Source organism: Chromobacterium sp. LK1 (assembly GCF_001043555.1).
GTDB lineage: Bacteria > Pseudomonadota > Gammaproteobacteria > Burkholderiales > Chromobacteriaceae > Chromobacterium > Chromobacterium aquaticum.
Genome location: NZ_LDUI01000029.1, coordinates 49,129 through 73,050, shown reverse-complemented (window position 1 = coordinate 73,050; position 23,922 = coordinate 49,129). Strand labels below are relative to the sequence as shown.

Sequence of the window (23,922 nt, the reverse complement as noted above, 5' to 3'; positions counted from 1 at the left end):
TGCGCAAAGCGCCGGGCAGGCCAGCGCTTTGCGCAATCTTATTTAGGTCGGCTTACTTTTTAAGCGACCAGCTTTCGATCTGGGCATTCTCTCCCTTAGCATCCATGTCGCCAAGAGTGATGAGTACCAGCATCATGTCCCACTCGTTCTTGAAGAACATTTTGCAATAGCCATCCGCCGAGCAGCTTTCTATCTCCGGGAATTTCTTGCAAATTTTTTCACCGTAGCCGCACGCCTCACCGTTCACGGCATGAATGGGCTCCCAGCCGGCTTTTAAGATGAACTTCCTCGCTTTGGCGTATGCCATGCCTTGCTTGATCGGCACGGTTTTTGGCGGCTGCGGGTTCGCGGCCCAGGCCGGCAACGCCAAGACACCCGCCAAGCATAAAGCCAGTAGCTTTTTCATCTTCATCGCCCCAAAAATCGGCATTATGCCGGGAGTCAGCCGGCATAGGGCACGGATTACCCCTCCCTACTCCCGTCCTCCCACAGCCAGGCCAGTCCGTCCAGCAGGCCGCCGCGCCAGCACAGCCAGTCGTGGCCGCCCTCGAACTCCTGGTAGCGCACGCAATGGCCGGCGTGCTCCAAGGCCGCGCGCTGGCTGGCGTTGACGTCCAGCATCACTTCTTCGCGGCGGCCCACTTCCTGATAGACCCGCAGCCGTCCCGGCGGCAATTCGCCGGCCTCCAGTTGTTCGGTCAGCCGGCCGCGGCTGCCGGGCAAGCGCCGTTCGCTGACGGCGCGCGCGCGTTCGTGCAGTTCCACGTAAGGCCACCAGAAGGAGCCGGACTGGCTGAGCACGCAGCCGAAGCGCCGCGGCCAGCGCAGGCCGGCGAACATCGCCGCCAGGCCGCCATAGCTCTGGCCCGCCACCACGGTGCGTTCCGGCCGCGCGCTGAACGGGGCCAGCCGCTCCACTTGCGGCAGCAGTTCTTGCTGCAAGGCCAGCCAGAAGTCGGCATTGCAGGGCAGGTCCTGCTCGCGATGCCGGCTGTCGATGACATCCACCAATAGATACACCGCCGGCGGCAGCCTGCCGCGCCGGGTGTCTTCGTCCAGCGCGGCGAACACCGGCATGCGTTCGGCCCAGTACTGGCCGTCCAGCAGAATGGCCAGCGGCCGCTCACCGCGTTCGCCCTCCGGCAGCGCGCCGGTCTGATAAATCCAGATCCGGCGTTTCTTGCCCAGCCGCGCGCTGTCCCAGTGGATTCGCGTCAGCCGCGCCGGGTCCGCGCCCTGGCGGCCCTGGTCCCAGGCTTGCCAGGCGGACTGCTCCGGCGCCGCCTCCAGATGCAGCGCGGACAAGGGCGCGCCCCAGCTGCTGACATAGCCGGCGCGCGGGTTGAGCGGGTCCGGCGCCGCCCGGCTCATGATGTCCAGCCACCATTCGCGGTGGCGCAGCCGGCTGGCGCGCGCATCGGCGTCCGGCCGCGGCGGGGTCTGCGCGGCGCTGACCGGGATATAGGTGTAACTGCCGCGCCAGTTGGCCGGCAGCGTGGCCTGCCACCACCAGATGTCGGTGTCGCCCAGCCGCGCCAGCGATTGCGGCTGCGGCCGGTGGTGGTCGGTGACGGAGTTGACGTCGGCGTAGACCTGCACCAGCGGCGAGGCCGCTGCGCCACCGTGGGGATCGCGCCAGAGGAAGGTGACGCAGATCTCGCCATCCGGCAGCCGCTCGGTCAGCGGCGCGCCGGCCGCGGCCAGCCGCGCCCACCAGGCCGGCTGGCCGGCCTCAGGGTGTTGCAGCCATGCCGCACTCCGCGCAGCTTGTTGATTCCACGTGTTTTCTTTCCTGTTCGACATGCGGCTCCCCGGCGGTTTCCACCGCTGTGCGGTGGAATATCTTGCATCGTGTTTGCATAATGCGAATGAGAAATATTATCATCCGGTCCTGGTGATCGCAACGACCCGCCACGGGTCCGCTGCGCTCTTCGCTTCCCCTCGCCGCAGTAGCCAACGATTCCTCGCTAGCCAGACGACGCCGCCGGACCCCGAGCGCGCCGATCTCGCTATCGCACAAAAACAAGGAATCGCAACACGATGGAACACCCGCACAAACCCTTGGCCGCGGCCACCCGGCTAGCCCTGGCCGGCCTCGGCGGCTTGACCCTCTCGCACGCGGCGCTGGCGGCGCCCCCAAGCTCGCAGCAGGACCAACAGGCCACGCTGCCCACGGTCACCGTCACCGGGGAAAAACTCAAACGCTCGCTGAAGGACACCAGCACCGCGGTGACGGTGATCCGCGACATGGACAAGGGCGGCGAAAATTCGGTGTACGACAGTGTGGCCGCCACCCCCAACGCCACCCATAACGGCGCCGGCATCATCAATATCCGCGGGGTGGAAGGCACCGGCCCCGGTACCGGCTACAACACCCTGGTCTCCGGTTCGCGCCCGCGGGTCAGCACCACGGTGGACGGCATGTCGGAGAGCTGGAACGGTCAGCGCTATGTGGACGTCAGCCCCTGGGACGTGGAACAGGTCGAGGTGCTGCGCGGCCCGCAGTCCACCACCCAGGGCCGCAACACCCTGGCCGGCGCCATCGTGGTCAATACCAAGGACCCCAGCTTCGACTGGGAAGGCGCGCTGCGCGCCGGCTACGAGAACAAGGCCGGCAAGAGCACGCTGGCCGGCATGGTGTCCGGCCCGATCACCGACGAGCTGGCCTTCCGCGTCGCCGCCGAGGGCCTGAGCGGCCACAGCTATATCAGCTATCCCGGCAGCACGCCGTGGGACCCGTCCGAGCTCAAGCACAGCAGCGCGCGCGGCAAGCTGCTGTGGAAGCCCAGCGCGCTGCCCGGCTTCAGCGCCAAGCTGACGGTGGCGCACCGCAAGAACAAGGGCGAATACCTGAACTATGTGGACGGCAATTATTTCGACTACGCCAATAGCCGCAAATGGATCAAGGCGCGCTATCAGGACTCCTTCAACAACACCGTCAGCACCGATCTGCAATACCAGCTCAACGACGCCTGGAGCGCCCAGTTGCTGCTGGGTCACGCCGACAATGTCAGCGCCTTCGTCGACAGCAGCGATTTCCGCATGCGGCTGGACGAGAAGAGCAATACCGCCGAGGCGCGGCTGAACTATGCGCCGCAAAGCGGCCGGCTCAGCGGCGTGATGGGCGTGTATTACTACGACCGCGACCAGGACATGGACGCCCAGACCAGCGTGGCGGCCAAGGACAAACTGAAAACCCAGGCCATCTACGGCGAGGCCACGCTGGTCCTGAACGACAAGTGGAGCCTCAATCTGGGCAGCCGCGTGGAGCGCGAGCGGCAGCGCCGCAACACCACGCTGCAACCGGGCCTGGCCGGCCAGAAACAGGCCGCCTACGACATCGCCGAAACCCTGTTCCTGCCCAAGGCCGGGCTCAGTTACAAATACAGCCCGGACACCACGCTGGGCTTCTCGGTGCGCAAGGGCTATAACGCCGGCGGCTCCGGCCTGGACAATAGCGACCAGTACTACACCTATGACAAGGAGGAGGTCACCGCCTACGAGGCCAGCAGCCGCTCAAGCTTGCTGGACCAGCGCCTGGACCTCAACGCCAACGCCTTCTTCAACCAGTACACCGGCTACCAGGCCATCCTGGGCTCGCGCTTCACCAATATCCCCAAGGGCGAGAGCTACGGCCTGGAGCTGGAAGCCAAGGCGCGGGTCACGCCGCGGCTGACGCTGAGCGCCGGCCTGGGCCTGCTGGACACCAAGGTGACCGCCAGCGACGCGGCCAATCCCGGCATCCAGGGCAATCAATTCAATTACGCGCCGCACCTGACGGTGAACCTGGGCTTCAAGCAGCGGCTGGATCACGGCCTGTTCGTCGGCGGCAGCCTGAACCGGGTGGGCCGCTATTACTCCGACATCAGCAACAGCCCCAGCGGCGCCGCCGGCGATTACACCGTGGCCAACCTCAACGCCGGCTATGAAAGCGCGCGCTGGACGGTGCGCGGCTACGTCAACAATCTGAGCAACCAGGGCGTGCTGTATTCCCAGGTCAATGTGCGCGGCAATTACCTGGTTGGCGTGATCGGCGCGCCGCGCACCGTGGGCCTCAGCGTGGATTACCGCTTCTACTGATATCCCGGCTTTTGCCCTTTGTGCCCGCCGGCCTCGCGCCGCGGGCATTTTTTTCGCCCGCCGCGCTCCGCTAGCCTTTGAACAAGCGGCTCACGCCATGCGGCGCCGCAAATCGCGCAACACCTCGCGCGCCGCGTTGTGGCCCGGCGCGCCGGTGACGCCGCCGCCGGGATGGGCGCCGGCGCCGCACAGATAGAGGCCGGGAATGGGACCGCGGTAATCGGCGTGGCCCAGCATGGGCCGCGCCGAGAACAATTGGTCCAGGCCCAGCGCGCCGTGGAAGATGTCGCCGCCCACCAGGCCGAAGGTGCGCTCCAGGTCCAGCGGGCTCATGATCTGCCGCCCCAGCACCGCGGCCTTGAAGTTGGGCGCGTAGCGGCTGACGGTATCTATCATCAGATCCGCCACTTCCTCGCGGTGATCGTCCCAGCAGGCTCCGTCCGGCAGCTGCGGCGCCACGTGCTGGCAGAACAGGCTGGCCACATGCTGGCCCGGCGGCGCCAGGGACGGGTCCAATGTGGACGGAATCAGCACTTCCACGATGGGCCGGCCGGACCAGCCGCGCTCGCGCGCGTCGTGATAGGCGCGCTCCATATAAGCCAGGCTGGGCGCGATGATGATGCCGCTGCCGTGATGCTCGGCCTGCGCCTTGCCCGGCAGGCAGCTGAAATCCGGCAGCTCGGACAGCGCCACATTCATGCGGAAAGTGCCGGAGCCGCAGCGCCAGCCCTGCATCCGACGCAGAAAATCCGCCGGCAGCGCCGCCGGGTCCAGCAAGCGGGTGTAAAGCAGCCGCGGATTGAGATTGGACACCACCACCCGCGCGTCCAGCCGTTCGCCGCGCTCGGTCACCACGCCCACCGCGCGGCCCTTGTCCAGCAGCACCTCGCGCACCGCGCTGTCGGTGCGGATCTCCGCGCCGCGCTCGCGCGCCGAGCGGGCCATGGCCTGGGTGATGGCGCCCATGCCGCCCAGCGCGTGGCCCCACGCGCCCTTGCGGCCGTTGACCTCGCCGAACACATGATGCAGCAGCACATAGGCCGAACCCGGCGCGTACGGGCTGGCGTAGTTGCCCACCACGCTGTCGAAGCCGTAGACCGCCTTGATCGGATCGCTGTCGAACCAGCCGTCCAGATAATCGCCGGCGGACTTGGTGAACAGGTCCAGCAGTTCGCGTTGCTGCGCCAGTTCCAGCCGGCCCAGCCGCCGTCCCAGCCGGCCGGCCTTGAACAGCTCCGGCAGCGCGTTCAGCCAGCCGCCCTCCACCGCGTTGGGCGGGGTTTGCAACACCAGTTCGCGCAGCAGTTCGGCGGCGGCGTCCAGATGCCGCGCGTAATCGTCCAGCCGCTCGGCGTCGCGGCGCGAGAAACGCGCCACTTCGGCGGCGGTGCGGCCCGGCCCCACTTTCAGATAGCCGCCGTCGTCCAGCGGCAGGAAGTTGGACAAGGGCCGCTCCACCACTTTCAAGCCGTGACGCGCCAGCTCCATGTCGCGGCTCACCCTGGGATTGAGCAGCGACACCGTGTAGGCGGCCACCGAGTTGCGGAAGCCGGGATGGAATTCCTCGGTCACCGCCGCGCCGCCCACCACGCCGCGCCGTTCCAGCACCGTCACCTTCAGCCCGGCCCGCGCCAGGTAATGGGCGCATACCAGGCCGTTATGGCCGCCTCCCACGATGATCGCATCCCTCATCTCGCCGCTCCTCGTTCTCGTTTCCTGGGGAAGTCCCATTCTCGGATCAAGTCCGGCCAATTGCAGCGCGCAGAACGACGAACTGTCGGATATTATTGATCGCATTGACGAAAAGTCCGGCACAGCGCCAAACCGCCCACCCCGCATGGAGCCGCCATGGACGCCATCGACCAGCAATTGCTCGCGCTGCTGCGCGAAAACGCCCGCGCCCCCACCGCCGAACTGGCGCGCCGGCTGAGCCTGTCCCGCACCACGGTGCAAAGCCGCATCGAGCGGCTGGAACGCGGCGGCGTGATCCTGGGCTATAGCGTGCGCACCGGCGCCGTCCACAGCACAGCCCAGGTGCGCGCGCTGGTGATGATCGTCGCCGCGCCGCGGCTGAGCCAGGCGATAGAAAGCGCGCTGCGCCGGCTGCCTCAGGTGCGCACCCTGCATTCGGTCAGCGGCGTCCACGATTTCATCGCCGCGGTGGAAGCCGCCGGCATGGCTGAACTGGATGGGCTGGTGGACCGCATCGGCGCGCTGGACGGAGTGGAACGCACCAGCACCGCCATCCTGATGACCACGCGGATAGACCGTTGAGCGCTGAGCGACAACCCTGCCGGCCCAGTGCGGGGAACTAAGGCCGCTAAATAAGCTACTAACTATCGTTAGAACATGATTGATTGATATTGGCCATTGCCGCCATTGAAATTGCTCAATGGCTTCCCACCGCAAGCTTCACTAAGCTGATCGCAACAAGTCCTTGAACACATTGACCAAAGGAGTCTGTCATGAGTAGCCCGTCCAAGTGCCCGTTCCATCAAACCGCCGGCAACCCGGCCGTAGTGAATGCCCGATCCAACCGCGACTGGTGGCCCAACCAGCTCAACCTCAACATCCTGCATCAGCACGCGCCCGCGTCCATCCCGCTGGATCCGGATTTCGATTACGCCGCAGCCTTCCAACAGCTTGACTACCCCGCGCTGAAAAACGACCTCAAGGCGCTGATGACCACCTCCCAGGACTGGTGGCCGGCGGACTGGGGCCACTACGGCGGCCTGTTCATCCGCATGGCCTGGCACGATGCCGGCACCTACCGCACCGCCGACGGCCGCGGCGGCGCCAGCACCGGCAACCAGCGTTTCGCCCCGCTCAACAGCTGGCCGGACAACGGCAACCTGGACAAGGCGCGCCGTCTGCTGTGGCCGATCAAGCAAAAATACGGCAAGCAGATTTCCTGGGCCGACCTGATGATCCTGGCCGGCAACGTGGCGCTGGAATCCATGGGCTTCAAGACCTTCGGCTTCGGCGGCGGCCGCAAGGATATCTGGCAGCCGGAAGAGGACGTCTACTGGGGCGCGGAAACCAAATGGCTGGCCACCAGCACCGAAGCCAACAGCCGCTACTCCGGCGACCGCCAGCTGGACAATCCGCTGGCCGCGGTGCAGATGGGCCTGATCTATGTGAACCCGGAAGGCCCGGACGGCAATCCGGACCCGCTGGCCTCCGGCCGCGACGTGCGCGAGACCTTCGCCCGCATGGCGATGAACGATGAAGAAACCGTGGCGCTGGTGGCCGGCGGCCACACCTTCGGCAAGGCCCACGGCGCCGGCGATCCGGCATTGGTGGGTCCGGAGCCGGAAGCCGCGCCGCTGGAAGCGCAAGGCCTGGGCTGGATCAACCGCTTCGGCGACGGCAAGGGCGAATACACCACCACCAGCGGCATCGAGGGCGCGTGGAAGCCCAACCCGACGCAATGGGACAACGGCTATTTCGACATGCTGTTCGGCTACGACTGGGAACTGACCAAGAGCCCGGCCGGCGCCCATCAATGGGTGGCCAAGGACGTCAAGCCGGAACACCTGATCCCGGACGCTCACAACCCGGCGAAGAAACACCCGCCGATGATGACCACCGCCGATCTGTCGCTGCGCTTCGACCCGATTTACGAGCCGATCGCCCGCCGCTTCCATCAGGACCCGGCCGCCTTCGCCGACGCCTTCGCCCGCGCCTGGTTCAAGCTGACCCACCGCGACATGGGTCCCAAAACGCTGTACCTGGGGCCGGAAGTGCCGGCCGAGGACTTGATCTGGCAAGATCCGCTGCCGGCCGCCTGTCAGCCGCAGATCAACGAGGCGGACATCGCCGCGCTCAAGGCCAAGGTGCTGGCCTCCGGCCTGTCCGTCAGCGAACTGGTGTCCACCGCCTGGGCTTCCGCCTCCACCTTCCGCGGTTCCGACAAGCGCGGCGGCGCCAATGGCGCCCGCATCCGCCTGGCGCCGCAAAAGGACTGGGCGGTGAACCAGCCGGCGCAGCTGGCCCGCGTGCTGGACGCGCTGGAAGCCATCCGCCGCGATTTCAACGCCGCGCAGAGCGGCGGCAAGCAAGTGTCGCTGGCCGACCTGATCGTGCTGGCCGGCGGCGCGGCGGTGGAAGCCGCCGCCAAGGCCGGCGGCGTCAACATCAGCGTGCCGTTCGCGCCGGGCCGCACCGACGCCAGCCAGGAGCAGACCGATGTGGAGTCGTTCTGCGTGCTGGAGCCCCAGGCGGACGGCTTCCGCAACTATCAGCAGCAGGCTTTCTCGATGCCGGCGGAGGCGCTGCTGGTGGACAAGGCGCAGCTGCTGACGCTGAGCGCGCCGGAAATGACGGTGTTGGTGGGCGGCCTGCGCGTGCTGGGCGCCAATGTCGACAAGGCGCCGCACGGGGTGTTCACCAGCCGGCCGGGCGTGCTGAGCAATGACTTCTTCGTCAATCTGCTCGATATGGGCGTGGCCTGGCAGCCGACTTCCGCCGCCAATGAGTTGTACGAGGGCCGCGATCGCAAGACCGGCGCGCTCAAATGGACCGGCAGCCGCGTGGACCTGGTGTTCGGCTCCAACTCGCAGCTGCGGGCGCTGGTCGAGGTCTACGCCCAAAACGGCGGGCAGCAAAAGTTTGTCCGCGACTTCGTCGCCGCCTGGAACAAGGTGATGAATCTGGACCGCTTCGATCTGAAATAAGCGCGGCTCACCCCCGCAAGCAACACGCGGCCCTTGGGCCGCGTGTTTTTTTGCGCCGCCGCGGCGCGCGCATAAAAAAACGAACCGCCGATCAAGGCGGTTCGTTGCATGGTTCCGACGCCGGATCAAGCTCCGGTGACGATCTCGGCGCAGGCTTCTTGCCGCCAGATCACCGAAGCCAGCTTCATCCGCTTGTCGAACAGCAGCTTATACTGGCAAACCTGGGTTTGCTCGCCGCCCTTGGCGGTCAGGTTCAGCACATAATCCCACTCGCGCACATCGATCATGCCTTCGGCGAAGTGCGGACGGCCGATCAAGCCGTAAACCTGTTCCTTGCTCAGGCCTGGCTTCACCTGGGCCAGATTGGCGAGGTTGGGCACGCTGCCTTCCGGCTGCCAGCGATTGTTTTCAATGCTGGGCCATACCGGGCTCGCCTGTTCGGCCAGATGGCCGTCGTCATTGATCTTGCTCAGGCGGCTGGTGCCGCAACCCACCAGGGCCGCGCCGGCCGCAGCCAGCAACAGATAGCGGAAAGTGCCGCCAAATACCGATTTTTTCATCATATATGTCATTCAATATCAGCTGATTGATCTTGCTTGCCGCTTACCACTGGAAGCCAGCGCCGATGCTGGCGCCGCCCTGACCGCGGGTATTGGCAGAACCGGAGAATTTCACCACCCAGCGGCCGTTGTCGGACAGCGCGGACACGCCCACCGCGAGGGCGGATTCGCCGCCGGTGGTCGCCGTGGCCACCGCCAGCATGCTCTTGCCGGGCAGGAAGGCCTGCGGCAGGCCGGCCATGGCCATCGCGCCGGCCGCGGCGCCCAGCGCATCGCGGCGCGTATCGGACAGATCGGAGCGGAGTTGGCTGATCTGCTGCTGATTATTGAAGTTGGCCGCATTCAGCTGGTTCACGTTCACCGCGTCCGTGCCCTGCACGCCCGCTTCCACATTGTGGATGGTCACCGGCCGGCTGCTGTCCCCGCCCACCAGGGTCACGTCGTTGCCGGCGTTGTTCGTCGTCGTCCGGCCGGTGGAATCGGAATATTGCATCGGGCTGTTTCGCTGCAAATGGTCGATCGCATCGCCGACATTGTTCACGGTGTTGCCGTAAACCTTGTAGCTAGGCTGGCTCACTTCGCCGGTCTGGGCGTTGTAGCTGGAGCCGCCGCCCAAGGCCGCGGCGGTGCCGCTCCCGACATTGTTCACCTTGGTGTTCAGGCTCTGCACCGCCTGATTGGTCGCATTCAGCTGGCTGCCGTTCACCGCGTCGGTGCTGCTGGCACTCACCCGGCCGGCGGCGACATTGCTGATCTGCCGCTCATTGCCCACGCTGCCCACGCTCACCACGCTGGAAGGCGCCGCGCCGGCATAGTTGTAAGTCACGCCGTTCACCACGCCGCTGGCGGTGGGATTGGCCGCCGCGGTCTGGCTATTGGCGCCCAGGGCCACGTCGTTGGCATTGTTGGCCTTGGCATTGCTGCCCAGCGCCAGCGCATTGTTGGCGTTGGCGGAGGCATTGTTGCCCACCGCCACCGTATTGCTGGCATTGGTGTTGGAGCCGGCGTTGTTGCCGATAGCCACATTATTGCTGCCGGACACATTCTGGCCGGCCTGATTGCCGGCGGCGAAGTTGCCGTTGCCGGTCACGCCGCGACCGGCGTAGTTGCCCACCGCGGCATTGTTGTCACCCGTGACATTGCTGCCGGCGTACGCGCCGTTGGCGGTATTGTTGTTGCCATTGATGTTCCAGCCGGAGAAGGTGCCGCTGCTGGTGTTGTAGTTGCCGGTGACATTGCGGTTGGAGTTGTCGCCCAGGCCGGTGTTGAAATCGCCCTTGATATCCTGGCCGGAGTTGGCGCCGCTGCCGGTGTTGCCGGTGCCGGTGACATTGCGGATGGTGTTGATGCCGTTGCCGACGTTGGCGTCGCCGGTCACGTTGTAGCCAGAGTCATTGCCCATGAAGGCGTTGTTGTTGCCCGTCACATTGGTGCCGGCGTTCTGGCCGATCGAGGTATTGTAGCCCCCGGTCACATTCACCCCGGCGGTAGCGCCAAAGGCCGAGTTATTGGTGCCGTTCATATTGCTGCCGGCACCCACGCCATAGATGGTGTTATTGCTATTGGTCGCCACTGCCGGGTCCACCGCGCCGGCGCCATAGACATTATTCGTGCCGACGCTGGAAATCGCGTCGGCATTGGCCGGCACGGCCCAGGAACAGGCCACGGCCAGGCTCAATGCGCTCAGCGCGAAAGAAGGTGCGAGCAGACGCTTTGCTACGGATACTTTATTAATCATTTCACAGACCACATTCTTCAAATTGATGGAATTCACTTAAGGCAAGTCTCTGCAGGCAAGCCCGCCACCGGCTTCAGGCTTGGAGCCCATCGCCGGCCGCGGTTCGGTCCAGGGGCGCGACGCGGCTATACCGACGGCGCTGGCTTGTCTCTGCATTTGGGCATTCCGCTTACGACAAACCGCGCTCGAGAAGAAACAGGCTTGCATGCTCTTCTTCGGCGCGGTTCGTTGTGCTATGTCCTTGATTTTTTGTGAATCCTAACACCTTGTTAGAACTTGTGAAAATTGAAATAAATGAATTGATTGATTCGTTTTAGCTATCAATCGCAGTGAATGATAATGAAAATCAAATAAAGTTCTGTCGCCACCACGCAAGAAATGGCGGCGAGATCACGCAGCCGCCGCGCTGTTTTGAGATAATCCGATGCTTTCTTGACCCAATAAGGCCATGTCCATGCCTCCTCCAGGCCATCCGCCACTCACGCCGCCTTGGCCCATCCATAGGCTGAGTCCGCGCGACATCTCCGCCGGCTGGCTGGATGCCTTCCAGCGCCGCCAGGATGTCCAGTTGGTTTACCGCGCCAGCGCCGCCGGCAAACGCAGCGTGGCCGAGCCCTTCATCGACGACTGGTCATCAGCGGAGCGACGCGAGCTGGCGCGGGAATTGGCGCGTATCGCCGCCGACGGCGCGGTATTGGCGGTGGAAATCGATGGCATCCTGGCCGGCTTCGCCGCCATAGACCCGCAAGCGCTGGGTCCGGACGGCGGCTACCGGCAACTAAAGGAACTGCAGGTGGATCGTCGTTGGCGCGGCCAGGGCCTGGGGCGCGCGCTGCTGGCCGCCAGCGCCGCGGCCGGCCGCGAACTGGGCGCGGACGCGCTCTATATCTCCTCGCACTCCGCCGTGGAAACCGTCGCCTTCTACGAGGCTTGCGGCTGCGTGCCGGCCCGCTGGCTGCATGCGCCGCAACTGGCGCTGGAACCGTTTGACTGGCAGATGGAGCTGGCGCTTTCCGGGCAGAGCATTGATTTGATTCAGCTATCCCATTAAAATAAGGACCGCTCGTTTCCGAGCGCCCTTCTTTATCCTCGCACAAGGCTTTGCATGTTGGAGATTGCAGCAATCCGATAACGCAGCCCGGTTTTCCGGCTGGCCGTTATCAAAATGTTCATTAGCTGGTAGCGCCCGCATCGCGGCGGCTGCCTGTTTTGCATTTGATTGCCGAATGATCATCCAATATGAATATCTCCAAGCCGGAGCAAAGGACTTTGCACGTCCTGGCCAAAGGCGGCCGCATCGCGCAGCTGCGCGACGACGCCGGTCGTATCGCCACCGTTGAATGCTATACCCGCGAAGGGTATCTGCTGTCCGACTGCACCCTCACCGTGTTTCAGAAACTCAGGACCAAACGCCTGATCAGCTCCAAGAACGGCCAGCCCTATCTGATCAACAAGGCCGGCCTGCGCGCCGTGCGCGGCCAACTCGATAACCAATGAACACCGCCGCCGCGCGGCCGATTGCTCCAGAGCGGCGGCCGCGCCGGCGTGCGCAAGGAAAACACAATGAAACTGATGCTGAGAAACGAACAGAGCCGCGACATCGACGCCATCTTCGAACTGACCCGCGCCGCCTTCCTCGCCGAAGAGCACTCCAGCCATACCGAGCAATTCATCGTCAACGCGCTGCGCCGCAGCGGCCAGCTCACACTGTCCATCGTCGCGCTGGAAGGCGAGCGGCTGCTGGGGCACATCGCCGCCTCGCCGGTGCTCATCTCCTCCGGCGCCGCCGGCTGGCACGGCATCGGCCCGGTATCCGTGCACCCGCAACGGCAGGGCCAGGGCATAGGCAGCCTGCTGATGAAACAAGCGCTGACCGCGCTGCGCGAGCTGGGCTCACAAGGTTGCGTGGTACTGGGCAGCCCCGGCTACTACGCGCGCTTCGGCTTCCAGGCCCAGCCGGGCCTGACCCTGCCGGGCGTGCCGGCGGAGTACTTCATGGCGCAAAGTTTCACTGCGCTCTTGCCCGGCGGCGAGGTCAGCTATCACCCGGCGTTCAAGGCCAACGCCTGAGAAGCTGTTTACGATCTGCTGCGCGTCGTGGAGCGTTACACGGTGAGTACGGCTTCAGAATGCTCATGTACCGCTTGTACATTCCGCTTTTTCGCTCGTTTTCGCCTTGTCTCGCTCTTGCTCGCGAGATCGTAAACGCGTTCTAAACACGCACGACGGGCCGCTCTTGGAGCGGCCCGTCCGGCTATGCCGTGCAAGGACGCCCCCACCAGACACCATTACCAAATCATATGAATGCCTTAAAAAGCCTAGCGTAATCCATTGACCTGCTTGCGCCGTTAACCAATCAATACAATTGAATGACTTTTAAATAACTGTTAATATTGCCAGTATCTACGCCCGCGCCAACAGACAAGAATGCCACCGCTTATTTAACAAGCAAATTATCTCAACGTGCTTCTTAAAAACGGAAAGGCACCCACCATGGCCAACACCCCCGAAGATGACAAACTCGCCAGCCTCAATCCCAGCCTCAATCGCCGACAACTACTGCTTGGCGCCGGAGCCGGCACCGCCAGCCTGCTGCTCCCCTCACCCGCTTCCGCGTCCATCCTCATGGAAGCGAAATACAAGCTGCTAGTGCCGGAAATATTCAAACCCGTCTCCCGCCCACCCGGCTACACCCCAAATCTGGTGATAGGCTCCGGCTTCGGCGGTGCCATTTCCGCGCTGCGCCTGGCGCAGGCCGGCCAGCAGGTCACGGTGCTGGAACGCGGCCATCGCTGGCCCAAAGACCCATGGCGCAATATCTTCTCCAACGACACCCTGCCCGATGGGCGCGCGTTCTGGCATCGCAAGGATGCCAAGATGCTGACGGGCATACGCACGTATTTCGATTATTTCGGCGGCGTGCTGGATTCAAGCGACTACCCCAATATGAATGTCTGGCGCGGCGCCTGCGTCGGCGGGGGCTCGGTGGTGTTCACCGGCGTCATGATCCAGCCGCAAAAGCAATACTTCGAAGCGCTGTTCGGCGACCGGGTCAGCTACGAGGAGATGGACCGCAGCTATTATCCGCGGGTCCGGCAAATGCTGAACTTGAACGCTATGCCGGCCGACATCTACCGCAGCAAGCCCTTCCACCACTCGCGCGTTTGGGATGAGCACGTGCGCAAAGCCGGCTACCTCACCACGCCCAACGACTCCATTTTCAACTGGGAAGTGATCCGCCAGGAACTGCGCGGGCAATCCAGGCCCTCCGCCACCGTGGGCTTGTCCAATCACGGCAACTCCAACGGCGCCAAGTTCGACCTGAACCAGAACTACCTGGCGCAGGCGCAGGCCACCGGCCGCGCCGCCATCTACCCCGGCCATGAGGTGCTCAGCATCGCCTGGGACGGCAGCCGCTACGAGGTCGACGTCATCAAGCGCCATCCCAGCGGCCGCCAGCTGGAGCGTTACCGGCTCAGCTGCGATCGGCTCTTTCTCGCCGCCGGTTCGATAGGCAGCTCGGAACTGCTGGTCAAGGCGCGCGCGCAAGGCACTTTGCGCAATCTCAACGAGCATGTCGGCCAAGGCTGGGGCAGTAATGGCAGCACCATCGTCGTGCGCAGTCTCAGCACGCTATCGCTGGCGACGCAGGCCACCCCCAGCGCTTCGCGCATTCACGACCCCAGCCGTGGACTGCCGTTCACGCTGGAAAACTGGTACGTGCCCGGGCTGCCCACCGATTTGACCACCGTGATCGGCTCGCTGGGCATCGCCTTTGACCAAAGCAACCGCGGCCACTTCAGCTACAACCCCGCCACCGACCGGGTGGTGCTGAACTGGCCGCGGCAAGGCAATGCCGACAGCGTTGCCGCAGCCAAGGCGGTGAACCGGAAAATCGCCGACGCCACCAACTCCATCCCTGGTTTTCCAGGGATTATCGACGATGTCACCGGCCTGAACTGGACCGCGCACCCGCTGGGCGGCGCGGTGCTAGGCAAGGCGACCGACAACTGGGGACGCGTCATCGGCCATCCCGGCCTGTACGTGATGGACGGCGCGCTGATTCCCGGCAGCACCGGCGCGGTCAACCCCTCGCTGACCATCTCCGCGCTGGCGGAACGCAATATCGAGCACATCATTAAAAACGGCGGCTAAGGAGCTTGAACTCTCCATGCCTCCACGGCGCGCGACGCCGGCTAGGCCCGCGCCGTTGTTTGCAATAAGCGCGCCGTTCCCGCCAGCGACAAGCTCAAGGCGGCGGCGGCGCGCCGTCGCATCCCCGGCTCCCACGCCCGCAAAGCGGCGGCCGCCTCGGCCGCCGTTCCCGCCAGCGCCAAGGCCCGGGCCAGTGCCGCGCCATCGCACAGCGCGGTATTGGCGCCCAAGCCGCCGGCCGGGCTCATCGCGTGGATCGCATCGCCCAGCAAAGCCACGCGTTCGCAGCGCCAGACCGGCACCTCGGCGCTCACACGGATCGCCCGCGCGCCCAGGCACCGCGGATCGCCATGCGCGAAAACCGCCCGCAAACGCGAATGCCAGCCGCGCGTCGCCTGCAGCACCCGCGCCCGCAGCGCGTCGCCGCTCAAGCGCTCCGCCGGCAGCGCGCCGCCCAAATCCTCGGCCCGCGCCACGCAGGCCCAATACCAGTAATCCGACAACGGGCTCAGCGCCGCCTCCGGCGCCAGCCGCCGCGCCAGCTCCGGCAAGGGCGCGCGGAAACGCATCGCCTCTATCACCGCGGTCAGGCCATCGCCGAACACCACGCACACGCCCTGGCCCAGTTCCGGCGTCAACGCCTCGGCCGGCAAGGCCTCCCACGGCGTGACGCCGTACAACACGATGGCGCCGCCGTCATCGGGCTCGCCGCCTGGGATCAATTGCCGGCGCACGGCCGAACCCACCCCGTCCGCGGCAATCAGCACATCCACCTCACACTCGGGCCGAGCCTCGAAATCCAGCAACAGGCCCCCCGGCGTTTCCCTGAAACCGCGCAAGGCGTGGCCCCAGCGGATCTGCCCCTCCAGCCCGCTGGCCAGGATTTCCCGCAGCGTCTGACGATTGGCGCTGAGATCGCGCTCCGCCGCATCGTCCGCTTGCGCCGATGGCCGCCAGTGCGCCGGCTTGCGTTCCGGCAAGGCGCGCAGTTGCGGATCGATGAAACAATCGTCGCCGCCCAGCGAGCAGCTTTGTCGAAACAGCTCGTACTGCCGTGGCGTCATCACCTGCCGCAGGGCCTGCTGGCCATCGCCGTCTATGCGCAGACGATAACCCTGCCAGCGGCTGTCGGCAGTGCGGTCGCGCTCGAACACGGTGGCGGCGATGCCGGCGCGCGCCAGCCCCTGGGCCAGGCACAGCCCGCCCAGGCCGGCGCCGACGATGCCAATGCGTAGGGATTGCATAACTTGTCCTTTGCTCATCAAGTGGGAAACCCGGTCAGGACCGCCGCCGCGCCGGCGGCCGTTCTGACCCTTGCCGACGATTGTGCGCGCCGTCGTCAAAGCTGCTATAACGCTGTTTTGCCAATAAATGGTGAAAAATGGCCAATATCGACGCCACACCGCCGGAAGAGGCCGTGGACCTGAGCGAATGGGCCGGCGGCCCGCCCTTGATCGCCGTGCCCGGCAATGACAACGAAGACAGCGACTACCGGCTGGGCAGCCGCGAATACGCCAGGCACAGCCATGTGCGCGGCCAGCTACTCTGCGTGGAAACCGGCCTGATCCAGATCCGCACCCCGCACGGCGCCTGGGTGCTGCCGCCGCACCGCGCCGGCTGGGTTCCGCCCGGCATGCCGCACCGGGTGCGCGTCAGCGGCGCGCTGGCCGGCTGGAGCGTGCTGCTGAACCCGGACTGGAGCCAGGCGCTGAGCCCGCAGCCGCGAGTGGTGGCGATCACCGAATTGATGCGCGCCGCGGTGCGCCGCGCGGTGACCTGGACGGATCACGCGCCATGGCGGCCGGAGCAGGAACGCATCGCCGCGGTGCTGCTGGACGAGCTGCGGCAAGCACCGCATCAGGCGCTCTGCCTGCCGATACCGGAACACCCGCGCATCGCGGCACTGGCCCAGCGGCTGCTGACCGAGCCGGCCGGCAAGCTCGCGCTGCCCGACTGCGCGACCGCCGCGGCGATGTCGCCGCGCACGCTGCGCCGCCACATCCAGGCGCATACCGGCATGAGCTTTGGGCAATGGCGACAGCAGGCGCTACTGATACGCGGCATGGAAATGCTGGCGCGCGGCGCCGCCGTGGCCGTGGTGGCCGATGAGCTGGGCTATGCCTCGCCCAGCAACTTCATCGCAATGTTCCGGCGCGCTTTCGGCGAATCGCCGGCGCGCTTTTTCGCGCGGCAAGGGCCGGCCTAGCGGATTGGAACTTGGGCAGGCTAAGCAAGCCGGCGAGGCGCTGGCGCTCAATAACGCTTTCGAGTGGGAAATTCAGATGTCGCAACAACACATTCATGAAACCAATCTTTTCGCCGCGATCCGGCAGTTCGTCCAATTGGTCCGCGCTGGCCGCGAACCCGAGATGGCGCCCCTGGCGGCCGCGACGGCCGCCCTGCCCTTGAAAAACCTCGAGTACTGGGAGCGCTTTCTGTCTTGGGAACGCTACCGGGCATGGCAGCTCGCCGCGCCCAGCAAATGGACGCTGTTATTCCGGCAAACTCCTGGGCCGACCTGGCTGGACCTATGCAGCGAAGACGGCTACCTGCGGGAAAAAACGCTGCGCGCGCTGAAGCACGGCGCGCCCAACGCTTTCTTCTTCGCCCTTGCCCTGCGCCGGCTGAACGATTGGGTGCCGCAAGTCCGAGCCGCGGCGCGCGAAACCCTGCCTGACATCGCCAGCCATACCGCGCCGCAACACGTCGCCGCGGCCTTGTGCGCGCTCCTGCCTAACTGGACATCCTGGGGGCGCCTGGAGGCCCTGGAACAGGAAACGCTGATGGCCATCTCCGCGCAGGACGAAGTGAAGCGCGCGCTCAAGGATAGCTTGATAACCAGCCCCTCCGGCCCCGTGGTCGCCGTGCTGGCGCAACTTGGCCGCAAGGATACGCTGGATGCGTATTTGCAGGACATCGCCAAGCAGGCCATCCAGCCCTCCTTGCGCGCCAAGGCCTATCGCTGCCTGCTGGAGGGCAGAATGACCTGGCTGGCTGGCCGCGAATGGGAATGGACGGATATACGCCGGGCCCAGAAGCGCCTCAAGCCGATACACGGCACCCGCGCGCTCAGCATCCCGGCCGCCTTCCCGGACATGGCGTGGCAAGCGGCCGAGGACCGCTCTCCCATCGTGAGACGGGTTGCCGGCGAAATGCTGATCCGCGACTGGGAAAAAACCGGCCAAGCCCCATTGCGCCTGGTACGGCAACTGGCCGCAGACACCTGCCCGTCCATCGCCGCGCGCGGCCGCTTCCTGCTGGACAAACTGGAACCGCCACCGGCCTGATGAATGTCAATCGAGTAGAATGATCAAGCCCCTGGCCTCGAACCATGGGATGCAAGGCGGATAAGCCGCTTCCTCTAGACGAGTAATGAGAGAAAGACCCCACATGGCGAACGCAGAGTCAGACAGCTTGATCATTCGGCGCGCCAGCGCCGCCGACGCCCCCGCGGTGTTGAGCATTTTCGATGAAATCATCGCCTGGTTTGCCGAAATACAAAATCCGGGACAATGGGGAGCGGAGCCTTGGTCCAGCCAGCCGCGGCAAGTGGCGAGGGTGGTCGAAGCCTGCTCGCTGCCCGGCGCCTGGGTGGCGGAGCAGCGCGACGGCCCTATCCGCGCGGCCTTGGTGCTGGGCGAGGCCATGCCCTATGTTCCGGCCGCGACGGCGCCGGAAATATATGTGCGATTGCTGGTCGCCTCGCGCCACTCCAGCGCACGCGGCATTGGCCGGCGCTTGATGGCTTTCGCGGAGGATCAGGCCAGGCTGGCGGAAGTGAAGCGCATGCGGGTCGATTGCTATGGCGGCGGCTCCGGCGCCTTGGTGCGCTTTTATGAATCCTGCGGCTACGAGCGAATCTCCGCCCTAGACATTGACGGCTGGCCCTGCCAGCTTTTGGGACGCGACGTGTGACGATGCACGATCTGCGTGGCGGCCGGACCAAGCTTCCGTGACCGCCTAAGAACCTGTTCAAAGTCTCGCGAGCAAGGGCGAGACAAGGCGAAAACGAGCGAAAAAGCGGAATGTACATGTGGTACATGAGCATTTTGAGCTCGGTTTCAACGCCGTATCGCTGAAGCGCAGCAGACTTTGAACAGGTTCTAAGACCGAAAGCACTGGCCACGCCCCCTGCCGGCCCCGCCTATTCCACTCGCGCAAACCCTAGGCCGGTTTGCCCAGAGGTCAGTGATTGCCATCGACGCCATCGCCGGCATGCCCGGACCGCTAGTGCCTCCTTCGACACCACCCGCACCGCGGTGCAGATGGTGCTGAACGACACGCAGGCACGCCATCCGGAGGTGAACATCATTCTGTCCCATGCCGGCGGCTTTCTGCCAAGGGATGTGGCGGGAGGAAAACGAAATGGCTGCGGAATAGCTTGGAGAGGCCAAGAATGTGAAACCGGAAGTATCGGCTGGCCGCACTTGGGGAGCATAAGCTGATCGCACACTGCACAAGCTAGGCTCATGGCAGACAGAAACGGCGGGCATTCACCCGCCGTGCACGATAGTGCCTCAGCTAGCCTTGCCTGCCGGAATCTGCTGGGTGATGCAGTGGATATTGCCGCCGCCAAGCAGTACCTCGCGCGCCGGGACGCCGACAATTCGGTACTCCGGGAAGATCTCCTGCAAGCGGCTGGCTGCCGCGGCATCGGTACGCTCATCCAGCAGCGGGAAAATAATCTGTCCGTTGCTGATCAGGAAATTGACATAAGAAGCGGCCATGCGCTCGCCAACCTCACGCGGCACGGCCTGCCCGCTAGCCACCACGCCAACCGTTTCATCCTGCTCATAGAACAAGGGACCCGGAGCCAGCATCTTGTGGATCTTGAGCTGGCGGCCCTTGGCGTCGCGCGCTTTGGACAGCACCTCGTAGGCGGCCTGCGAACGCGGATACTGCGGATCCTGTTCATCGTCGACCCAGTGCAACACAACCTCCCCAGGACGGGCAAAGCAGCACATATTGTCGATGTGACCGTCGGTTTCATCCATGAACACGCCTTCCGGCAGCCAGATGAAGTGCGTCACATTCAGATGCTCGGAAAGCAGGGCCTCGATCTGGGCTTTGGACAAATCCGGATTGCGATTGGGATTGAGCAGACATTCCGCGGTGGTGAGCAGCGTGCCTTCACCATCGACATGAATCGAGCCGCCTTCCAGCACCAGCGGGGCTAGGTAGCGATCAAAGCCATGGTGGGCCAACACCTGGCCCGCAACTTCACTATCCTGATCCCAAGGATGGTACAGCCCGCCATTGAAGCCGCCCCAGGCATTGAACTTCCAGTCCACGCCACGCAGCTGGCCCGCCGGATCGATCACCATGGTCGGCCCGCTGTCGCGCATCCAGCAGTCATCGCTATTCATGGCGACCAGGGTGACTTCGGAGGGCATCACTGCGCGCGCCTGCGACATGAACGGTTCTGGCACGGCCATGAACACAGGCGTGGCCGCCGAAATGGCTTTGGCGATGGCAGCAAAGGCCTGTTGCGCCTCGCGTCCGGCATGGCGCCAGTTATCCGGGCGCTGCGGCCAGATCATCCATACCGCCTGATGCTCCGCCCACTCGGCCGGCATGTGAAAACCATCGGCGGCAGGTAGGCTATTGTGCGTTTTATTGTTCATTTTGATCACCATCGACTTGATAAATGCCATCAGAAGTATTCAATAGATCGTGCATTTGCGGATGACAGACTCGGCTCGTCTCCCGATCTGCGCGATGCGGAGGCTCGACCAATGCACATTCGCCGGGCGGATCAGCGTTCTGGAACTGCAGATTTCCTCTGCAATGAACGACGAAGTGATTGACAGACGTAGTCTATGGAGAGCCAAACTATTCAGCAAATGAACAATACGAATACTTTCATAAATACGGTGAATGGTGTGAAGCTGCATCAACTGGATCTGAACCTGCTGCTGGCACTGGATGCCCTGATCAGCCTGCGCAGTGTCACACGGGCGGCAGAGAAACTGTTTGTCAGCCAGCCGGCGATGAGTCACTCGCTCAATCGCTTGCGGACATTCTTCGACGACCCGCTGCTGGTGCGCTCGCCGCACGGCATGCTGCCGACGCAAAAAGCACTCTATCTGCAACAGGGCGTCCATCAGGCGCTCAGCCTGCTGCAAAGCCATTTCAGCCAGCCGGAGGCCTTTGACCCAGCAACATCGGCGCGCCGCTTCACCCTGTGCACCACGGATTATGTAGAGTGCGTGCTGATTCCGCCTCTGGTGAAAAAACTGGCGGAGGAAGCGCCCAACGTTCATATCGACATCACCATCCTGCGGGAAGACATTCCGGAACTGGCGCTTGCCGACGGTGAAATCGATTTCCTGCTGGGTTTTGACGAATACATGTCCATCCCCAGCTATCTGTGCCGGGAAACCTGGCTGAACGAGCCACTGATCGGCATCTTACGCCATGATCACCCGCTCCAGAATGATAGGCTGACACTATCGGATCTGATTGCCTTGCCGCATGTCTTCCACGCGCCGCTGGGCAATCTGGGATCGTCAATGGATGATTTTCTTGCCGAGCGCGGCTTGCAGCGCAAGATCTCGGTGCACAGCCAAAGCTATATGGCCGCAGCCGCTATCGTCAGCAACACCGATCATTTGTTTATCCTGCCCAAGAAAGTAGCGGCGATGATGGCGGGCTACTGGCCGTTGAAGATGGTTGCGTTGCCGGAAGAATTGCCAGGCTATCACCTTAACTGCATCTGGCACCCGGTGCAGGATAGTAATCCTGCGCTGCACTGGCTGCGCGATTTGATGCGCAGCCTCATCGAATCCGATGATGCGGCCCCGGTATTCGCCGTATGAATAAGTGCATCAAAATGAATCATTTTCCCGCATAACGTTATCTCTTGTAGATTAGCCACCATATTGCAGAACAGCCCATGCGTGCGCTGACCCGCCTGCGCCTGCAGGAAACGGTCGCCGCGATGGGCATGAAATCCGTCTTCTTAGTGGAGGTAGTAGCATGATCGAGGTTACCGAGCTATCCATCGCCGAACTGCGCGCAGCGCTCGAATCCGGGCGTTCGACAGCGGTTGAACTGGTCAAGGCCTATCTGGCGCGGATAGAGGCCTACGATGGCCCCGCGACGGAGACCAGGCTCAATGCGGTGGTGGTGCGTAATCCGGACGCGATCAAGGAAGCCGAGGCATCCGATGCCCGTCGCGCCCGTGGTGAAACGCTGAGCCCGCTGGACGGCATCCCCTATACCGCCAAGGACAGCTATCTGGTGCAGGGGCTGACCGCCGCTTCAGGCAGCCCGGCGTTCAAGGATCTGCTAGCTCAACACGATGCCTTCACCATAGCGCGCCTGCGCGCAGCCGGCGCCATCTGCCTGGGCAAGACCAATATGCCGCCCATGGCCAATGGCGGCATGCAGCGCGGCTGCTACGGTCGTGCCGAAAGCCCCTATAACGCCAACTACCTGACGGCGCCGTTCGCCTCCGGCTCTTCCAATGGCGCCGGTACCGCGACGGCCGCCAGCTTCGCCGCCTTCGGCATGGCCGAGGAGACCTGGTCTAGCGGCCGCGGCCCGGCCTCGAACAATGGCCTGTGCGCCTATACGCCGTCCCGCGGGGTCATCTCGGTACGCGGCAACTGGCCATTGACGCCGACCATGGACGTTGTCGTGCCGTACGCCCGCACCATGGCGGACTTGCTCGAAGTGCTCGACGTCATCGTCGCGGACGACCCGATCAGCCGTGGCGACCTATGGCGCCTGCAGCCCTGGGTGGAGATTCCCAAAGCCTCGGCGGTCCGGCCAGATTCCTATTCCGGCCTGCTGGCTCAGCCCGAGATACTCAAGGGCAAGCGCTTTGGCATACCACGCATGTACATCAACAAGGACGAACTGGCCGGCACCAGCGAAACGCCTGGCATCGGCGGCCCGACCGGACAGCGCATCCATACCCGCGCGTCGGTGATCGATCTCTGGGAAGCCGCGCGTCAGGCACTGGAAGCCGCCGGAGCGGAAGTCATCGAAGTGGATTTTCCGCTGGTTTCCAACTGCGAAGGCGATCGTCCCGGCGCGCCCACCGTATTCAACCGCGGCATCGTCTCAGCTGAGTTTCTCAATGACGAGCTGTGGGAGCTGTCCGGTTGGGCTTTCGATGAGTTCCTGCGCGCCAACGGCGACCCCAAGCTCAACAAACTGGCTGACGCGGATGGTCCGAAGATCTTCCCGCACGATCCGGGCACCTTGCCCAACCGCGAAGGGGACCTGGCCGCCGGCATGGACGAGTACGTCAACATGGCCAAGCGGGGCCTCAAGTCCTATGACCGGATTGAAAGCGTGCCGGATGGTCTGCGTGGCCTGGAAAAGACCCGCAAGCTGGATCTGGAAGACTGGATGGATGCGCTAAAGCTGGACGCCGTGCTGTTCCCCACCGTGGCCGACGTCGGCCCGGCGGACGCAGACGTCAATCCGCGCTCAGCCGACATCGCCTGGAGCAACGGCGTCTGGGTAGCCAATGGCAACCTCGCCATCCGCCATCTTGGCGTCCCCACTGTTACCGTGCCGATGGGAGTGATGGCTGATATCGGCATGCCGGTGGGGCTGACTTTTGCCGGGCGCGCCTATGATGACAACGCGCTGCTGCGCTTCGCCGGCGCGTTTGAAGCCACCGGCAACAAGCGCATGATCCCGCCGCGCACGCCACCGCTAGCTCAATGAGCACCGGCTAGGGCAGATCAGGACGGGG

At 64.3% G+C, this 23,922-nt stretch carries 19 protein-coding genes and 1 pseudogene; 13 read left to right on the top strand and 7 right to left on the bottom strand.

Annotation, left to right across the window (positions count from 1 at the left end):
• Positions 1-52: 52 nt before the first annotated feature.
• Complete coding sequence (locus VI26_RS12955) at positions 53-406, bottom strand: hypothetical protein (RefSeq protein WP_156183868.1); 354 nt, start codon at positions 404-406, stop codon at positions 53-55.
• A 56-nt stretch (positions 407-462) separates the two neighbouring features.
• The gene (gene fes / locus VI26_RS12950; RefSeq protein WP_048410159.1) at positions 463-1,803 is read right to left on the bottom strand and encodes an enterochelin esterase; all 1,341 of its coding nucleotides are present in this window, start codon (positions 1,801-1,803) and stop codon (positions 463-465) included.
• Between the two features lie 237 nt (positions 1,804-2,040).
• On the opposite strand from fes, the gene VI26_RS12945 reads away from it, so the two are divergent.
• Positions 2,041-4,080 (top strand): TonB-dependent receptor, encoded by a 2,040-nt coding sequence (locus VI26_RS12945; protein WP_053074404.1) that lies wholly within the window; start codon positions 2,041-2,043, stop codon positions 4,078-4,080.
• Between the two features lie 90 nt (positions 4,081-4,170).
• Here VI26_RS12945 and VI26_RS12940 read toward each other — a convergent pair whose 3' ends face one another.
• Positions 4,171-5,772 carry an NAD(P)/FAD-dependent oxidoreductase gene (locus VI26_RS12940; RefSeq protein WP_048410158.1) on the bottom strand — a complete coding sequence of 534 codons (1,602 nt, stop codon included), beginning with the start codon at positions 5,770-5,772 and terminating at the stop codon, positions 4,171-4,173.
• Positions 5,773-5,928: 156 nt separating this feature from the next.
• Here VI26_RS12940 and VI26_RS12935 point away from each other — a divergent pair, with 156 nt between their 5' ends.
• Positions 5,929-6,354, top strand: a complete 426-nt coding sequence (locus VI26_RS12935) for an Lrp/AsnC family transcriptional regulator (RefSeq protein WP_048410157.1) — start codon at positions 5,929-5,931, stop codon at positions 6,352-6,354.
• 191 nt (positions 6,355-6,545) lie between these two features.
• Positions 6,546-8,756 (top strand): catalase/peroxidase HPI, encoded by a 2,211-nt coding sequence (gene katG / locus VI26_RS12930; RefSeq protein WP_048410156.1) that lies wholly within the window; start codon positions 6,546-6,548, stop codon positions 8,754-8,756.
• A gap of 125 nt (positions 8,757-8,881) precedes the next feature.
• Here the strand turns inward: katG and VI26_RS12925 are convergent, their stop codons facing one another.
• Positions 8,882-9,316, bottom strand: a complete 435-nt coding sequence (locus VI26_RS12925) for an outer membrane protein assembly factor BamE (RefSeq protein ID WP_197081458.1) — start codon at positions 9,314-9,316, stop codon at positions 8,882-8,884.
• 43 nt (positions 9,317-9,359) lie between these two features.
• Entirely contained in the window at positions 9,360-10,982 is a 1,623-nt protein-coding gene (locus VI26_RS12920; protein WP_197081457.1) for a YadA family autotransporter adhesin, read from the bottom strand.
• 526 nt (positions 10,983-11,508) lie between these two features.
• Between VI26_RS12920 and VI26_RS12915 the strand changes: the two genes are divergently transcribed.
• The 4 genes from VI26_RS12915 to VI26_RS12900 all read left to right on the top strand — a co-directional run bounded on the left by VI26_RS12915 (position 11,509) and on the right by VI26_RS12900 (position 15,209).
• A complete protein-coding gene (locus VI26_RS12915) occupies positions 11,509-12,105 on the top strand; it encodes a GNAT family N-acetyltransferase (protein WP_048410184.1) in 597 nt (198 codons plus the stop codon).
• A 188-nt stretch (positions 12,106-12,293) separates the two neighbouring features.
• The gene (locus tag VI26_RS12910) at positions 12,294-12,551 is read left to right on the top strand and encodes a YjhX family toxin (protein ID WP_048410154.1); all 258 of its coding nucleotides are present in this window, start codon (positions 12,294-12,296) and stop codon (positions 12,549-12,551) included.
• Between the two features lie 66 nt (positions 12,552-12,617).
• Complete coding sequence (locus tag VI26_RS12905; RefSeq protein WP_048410153.1) at positions 12,618-13,124, top strand: GNAT family N-acetyltransferase; 507 nt, start codon at positions 12,618-12,620, stop codon at positions 13,122-13,124.
• Positions 13,125-13,547: 423 nt separating this feature from the next.
• Entirely contained in the window at positions 13,548-15,209 is a 1,662-nt protein-coding gene (locus VI26_RS12900; RefSeq protein ID WP_048410152.1) for a GMC oxidoreductase, read from the top strand.
• Positions 15,210-15,250: 41 nt separating this feature from the next.
• Here VI26_RS12900 and VI26_RS12895 read toward each other — a convergent pair whose 3' ends face one another.
• Positions 15,251-16,453 carry an NAD(P)/FAD-dependent oxidoreductase gene (locus VI26_RS12895; protein ID WP_048410151.1) on the bottom strand — a complete coding sequence of 401 codons (1,203 nt, stop codon included), beginning with the start codon at positions 16,451-16,453 and terminating at the stop codon, positions 15,251-15,253.
• A gap of 137 nt (positions 16,454-16,590) precedes the next feature.
• Here VI26_RS12895 and VI26_RS12890 point away from each other — a divergent pair, with 137 nt between their 5' ends.
• From VI26_RS12890 to VI26_RS25320, 4 genes and pseudogenes are all read left to right on the top strand, one after another.
• Entirely contained in the window at positions 16,591-17,415 is an 825-nt protein-coding gene (locus tag VI26_RS12890; protein ID WP_048410150.1) for a helix-turn-helix domain-containing protein, read from the top strand.
• A gap of 76 nt (positions 17,416-17,491) precedes the next feature.
• Entirely contained in the window at positions 17,492-18,496 is a 1,005-nt protein-coding gene (locus tag VI26_RS12885; protein WP_048410183.1) for a hypothetical protein, read from the top strand.
• Positions 18,497-18,599: 103 nt separating this feature from the next.
• On the top strand, positions 18,600-19,124 hold the full coding sequence (locus VI26_RS12880; protein ID WP_048410149.1) for a GNAT family N-acetyltransferase: 525 nt from the start codon (positions 18,600-18,602) through the stop codon (positions 19,122-19,124).
• A gap of 279 nt (positions 19,125-19,403) precedes the next feature.
• Positions 19,404-19,549: pseudogene (locus VI26_RS25320) on the top strand (amidohydrolase); the annotation flags it as partial.
• 177 nt (positions 19,550-19,726) lie between these two features.
• Here the strand turns inward: VI26_RS25320 and aguA are convergent.
• Positions 19,727-20,863, bottom strand: coding sequence for an agmatine deiminase (gene aguA / locus VI26_RS12875; RefSeq protein ID WP_231464373.1), 1,137 nt, complete (start codon positions 20,861-20,863; stop codon positions 19,727-19,729).
• A gap of 165 nt (positions 20,864-21,028) precedes the next feature.
• On the opposite strand from aguA, the gene VI26_RS12870 reads away from it, so the two are divergent.
• Both VI26_RS12870 and VI26_RS12865 read left to right on the top strand, forming a co-directional pair.
• Positions 21,029-22,027 (top strand): LysR family transcriptional regulator, encoded by a 999-nt coding sequence (locus tag VI26_RS12870; protein ID WP_197081456.1) that lies wholly within the window; start codon positions 21,029-21,031, stop codon positions 22,025-22,027.
• Between the two features lie 160 nt (positions 22,028-22,187).
• Complete coding sequence (locus tag VI26_RS12865) at positions 22,188-23,894, top strand: amidase (protein ID WP_048410148.1); 1,707 nt, start codon at positions 22,188-22,190, stop codon at positions 23,892-23,894.
• Positions 23,895-23,922: the final 28 nt, after the last annotated feature.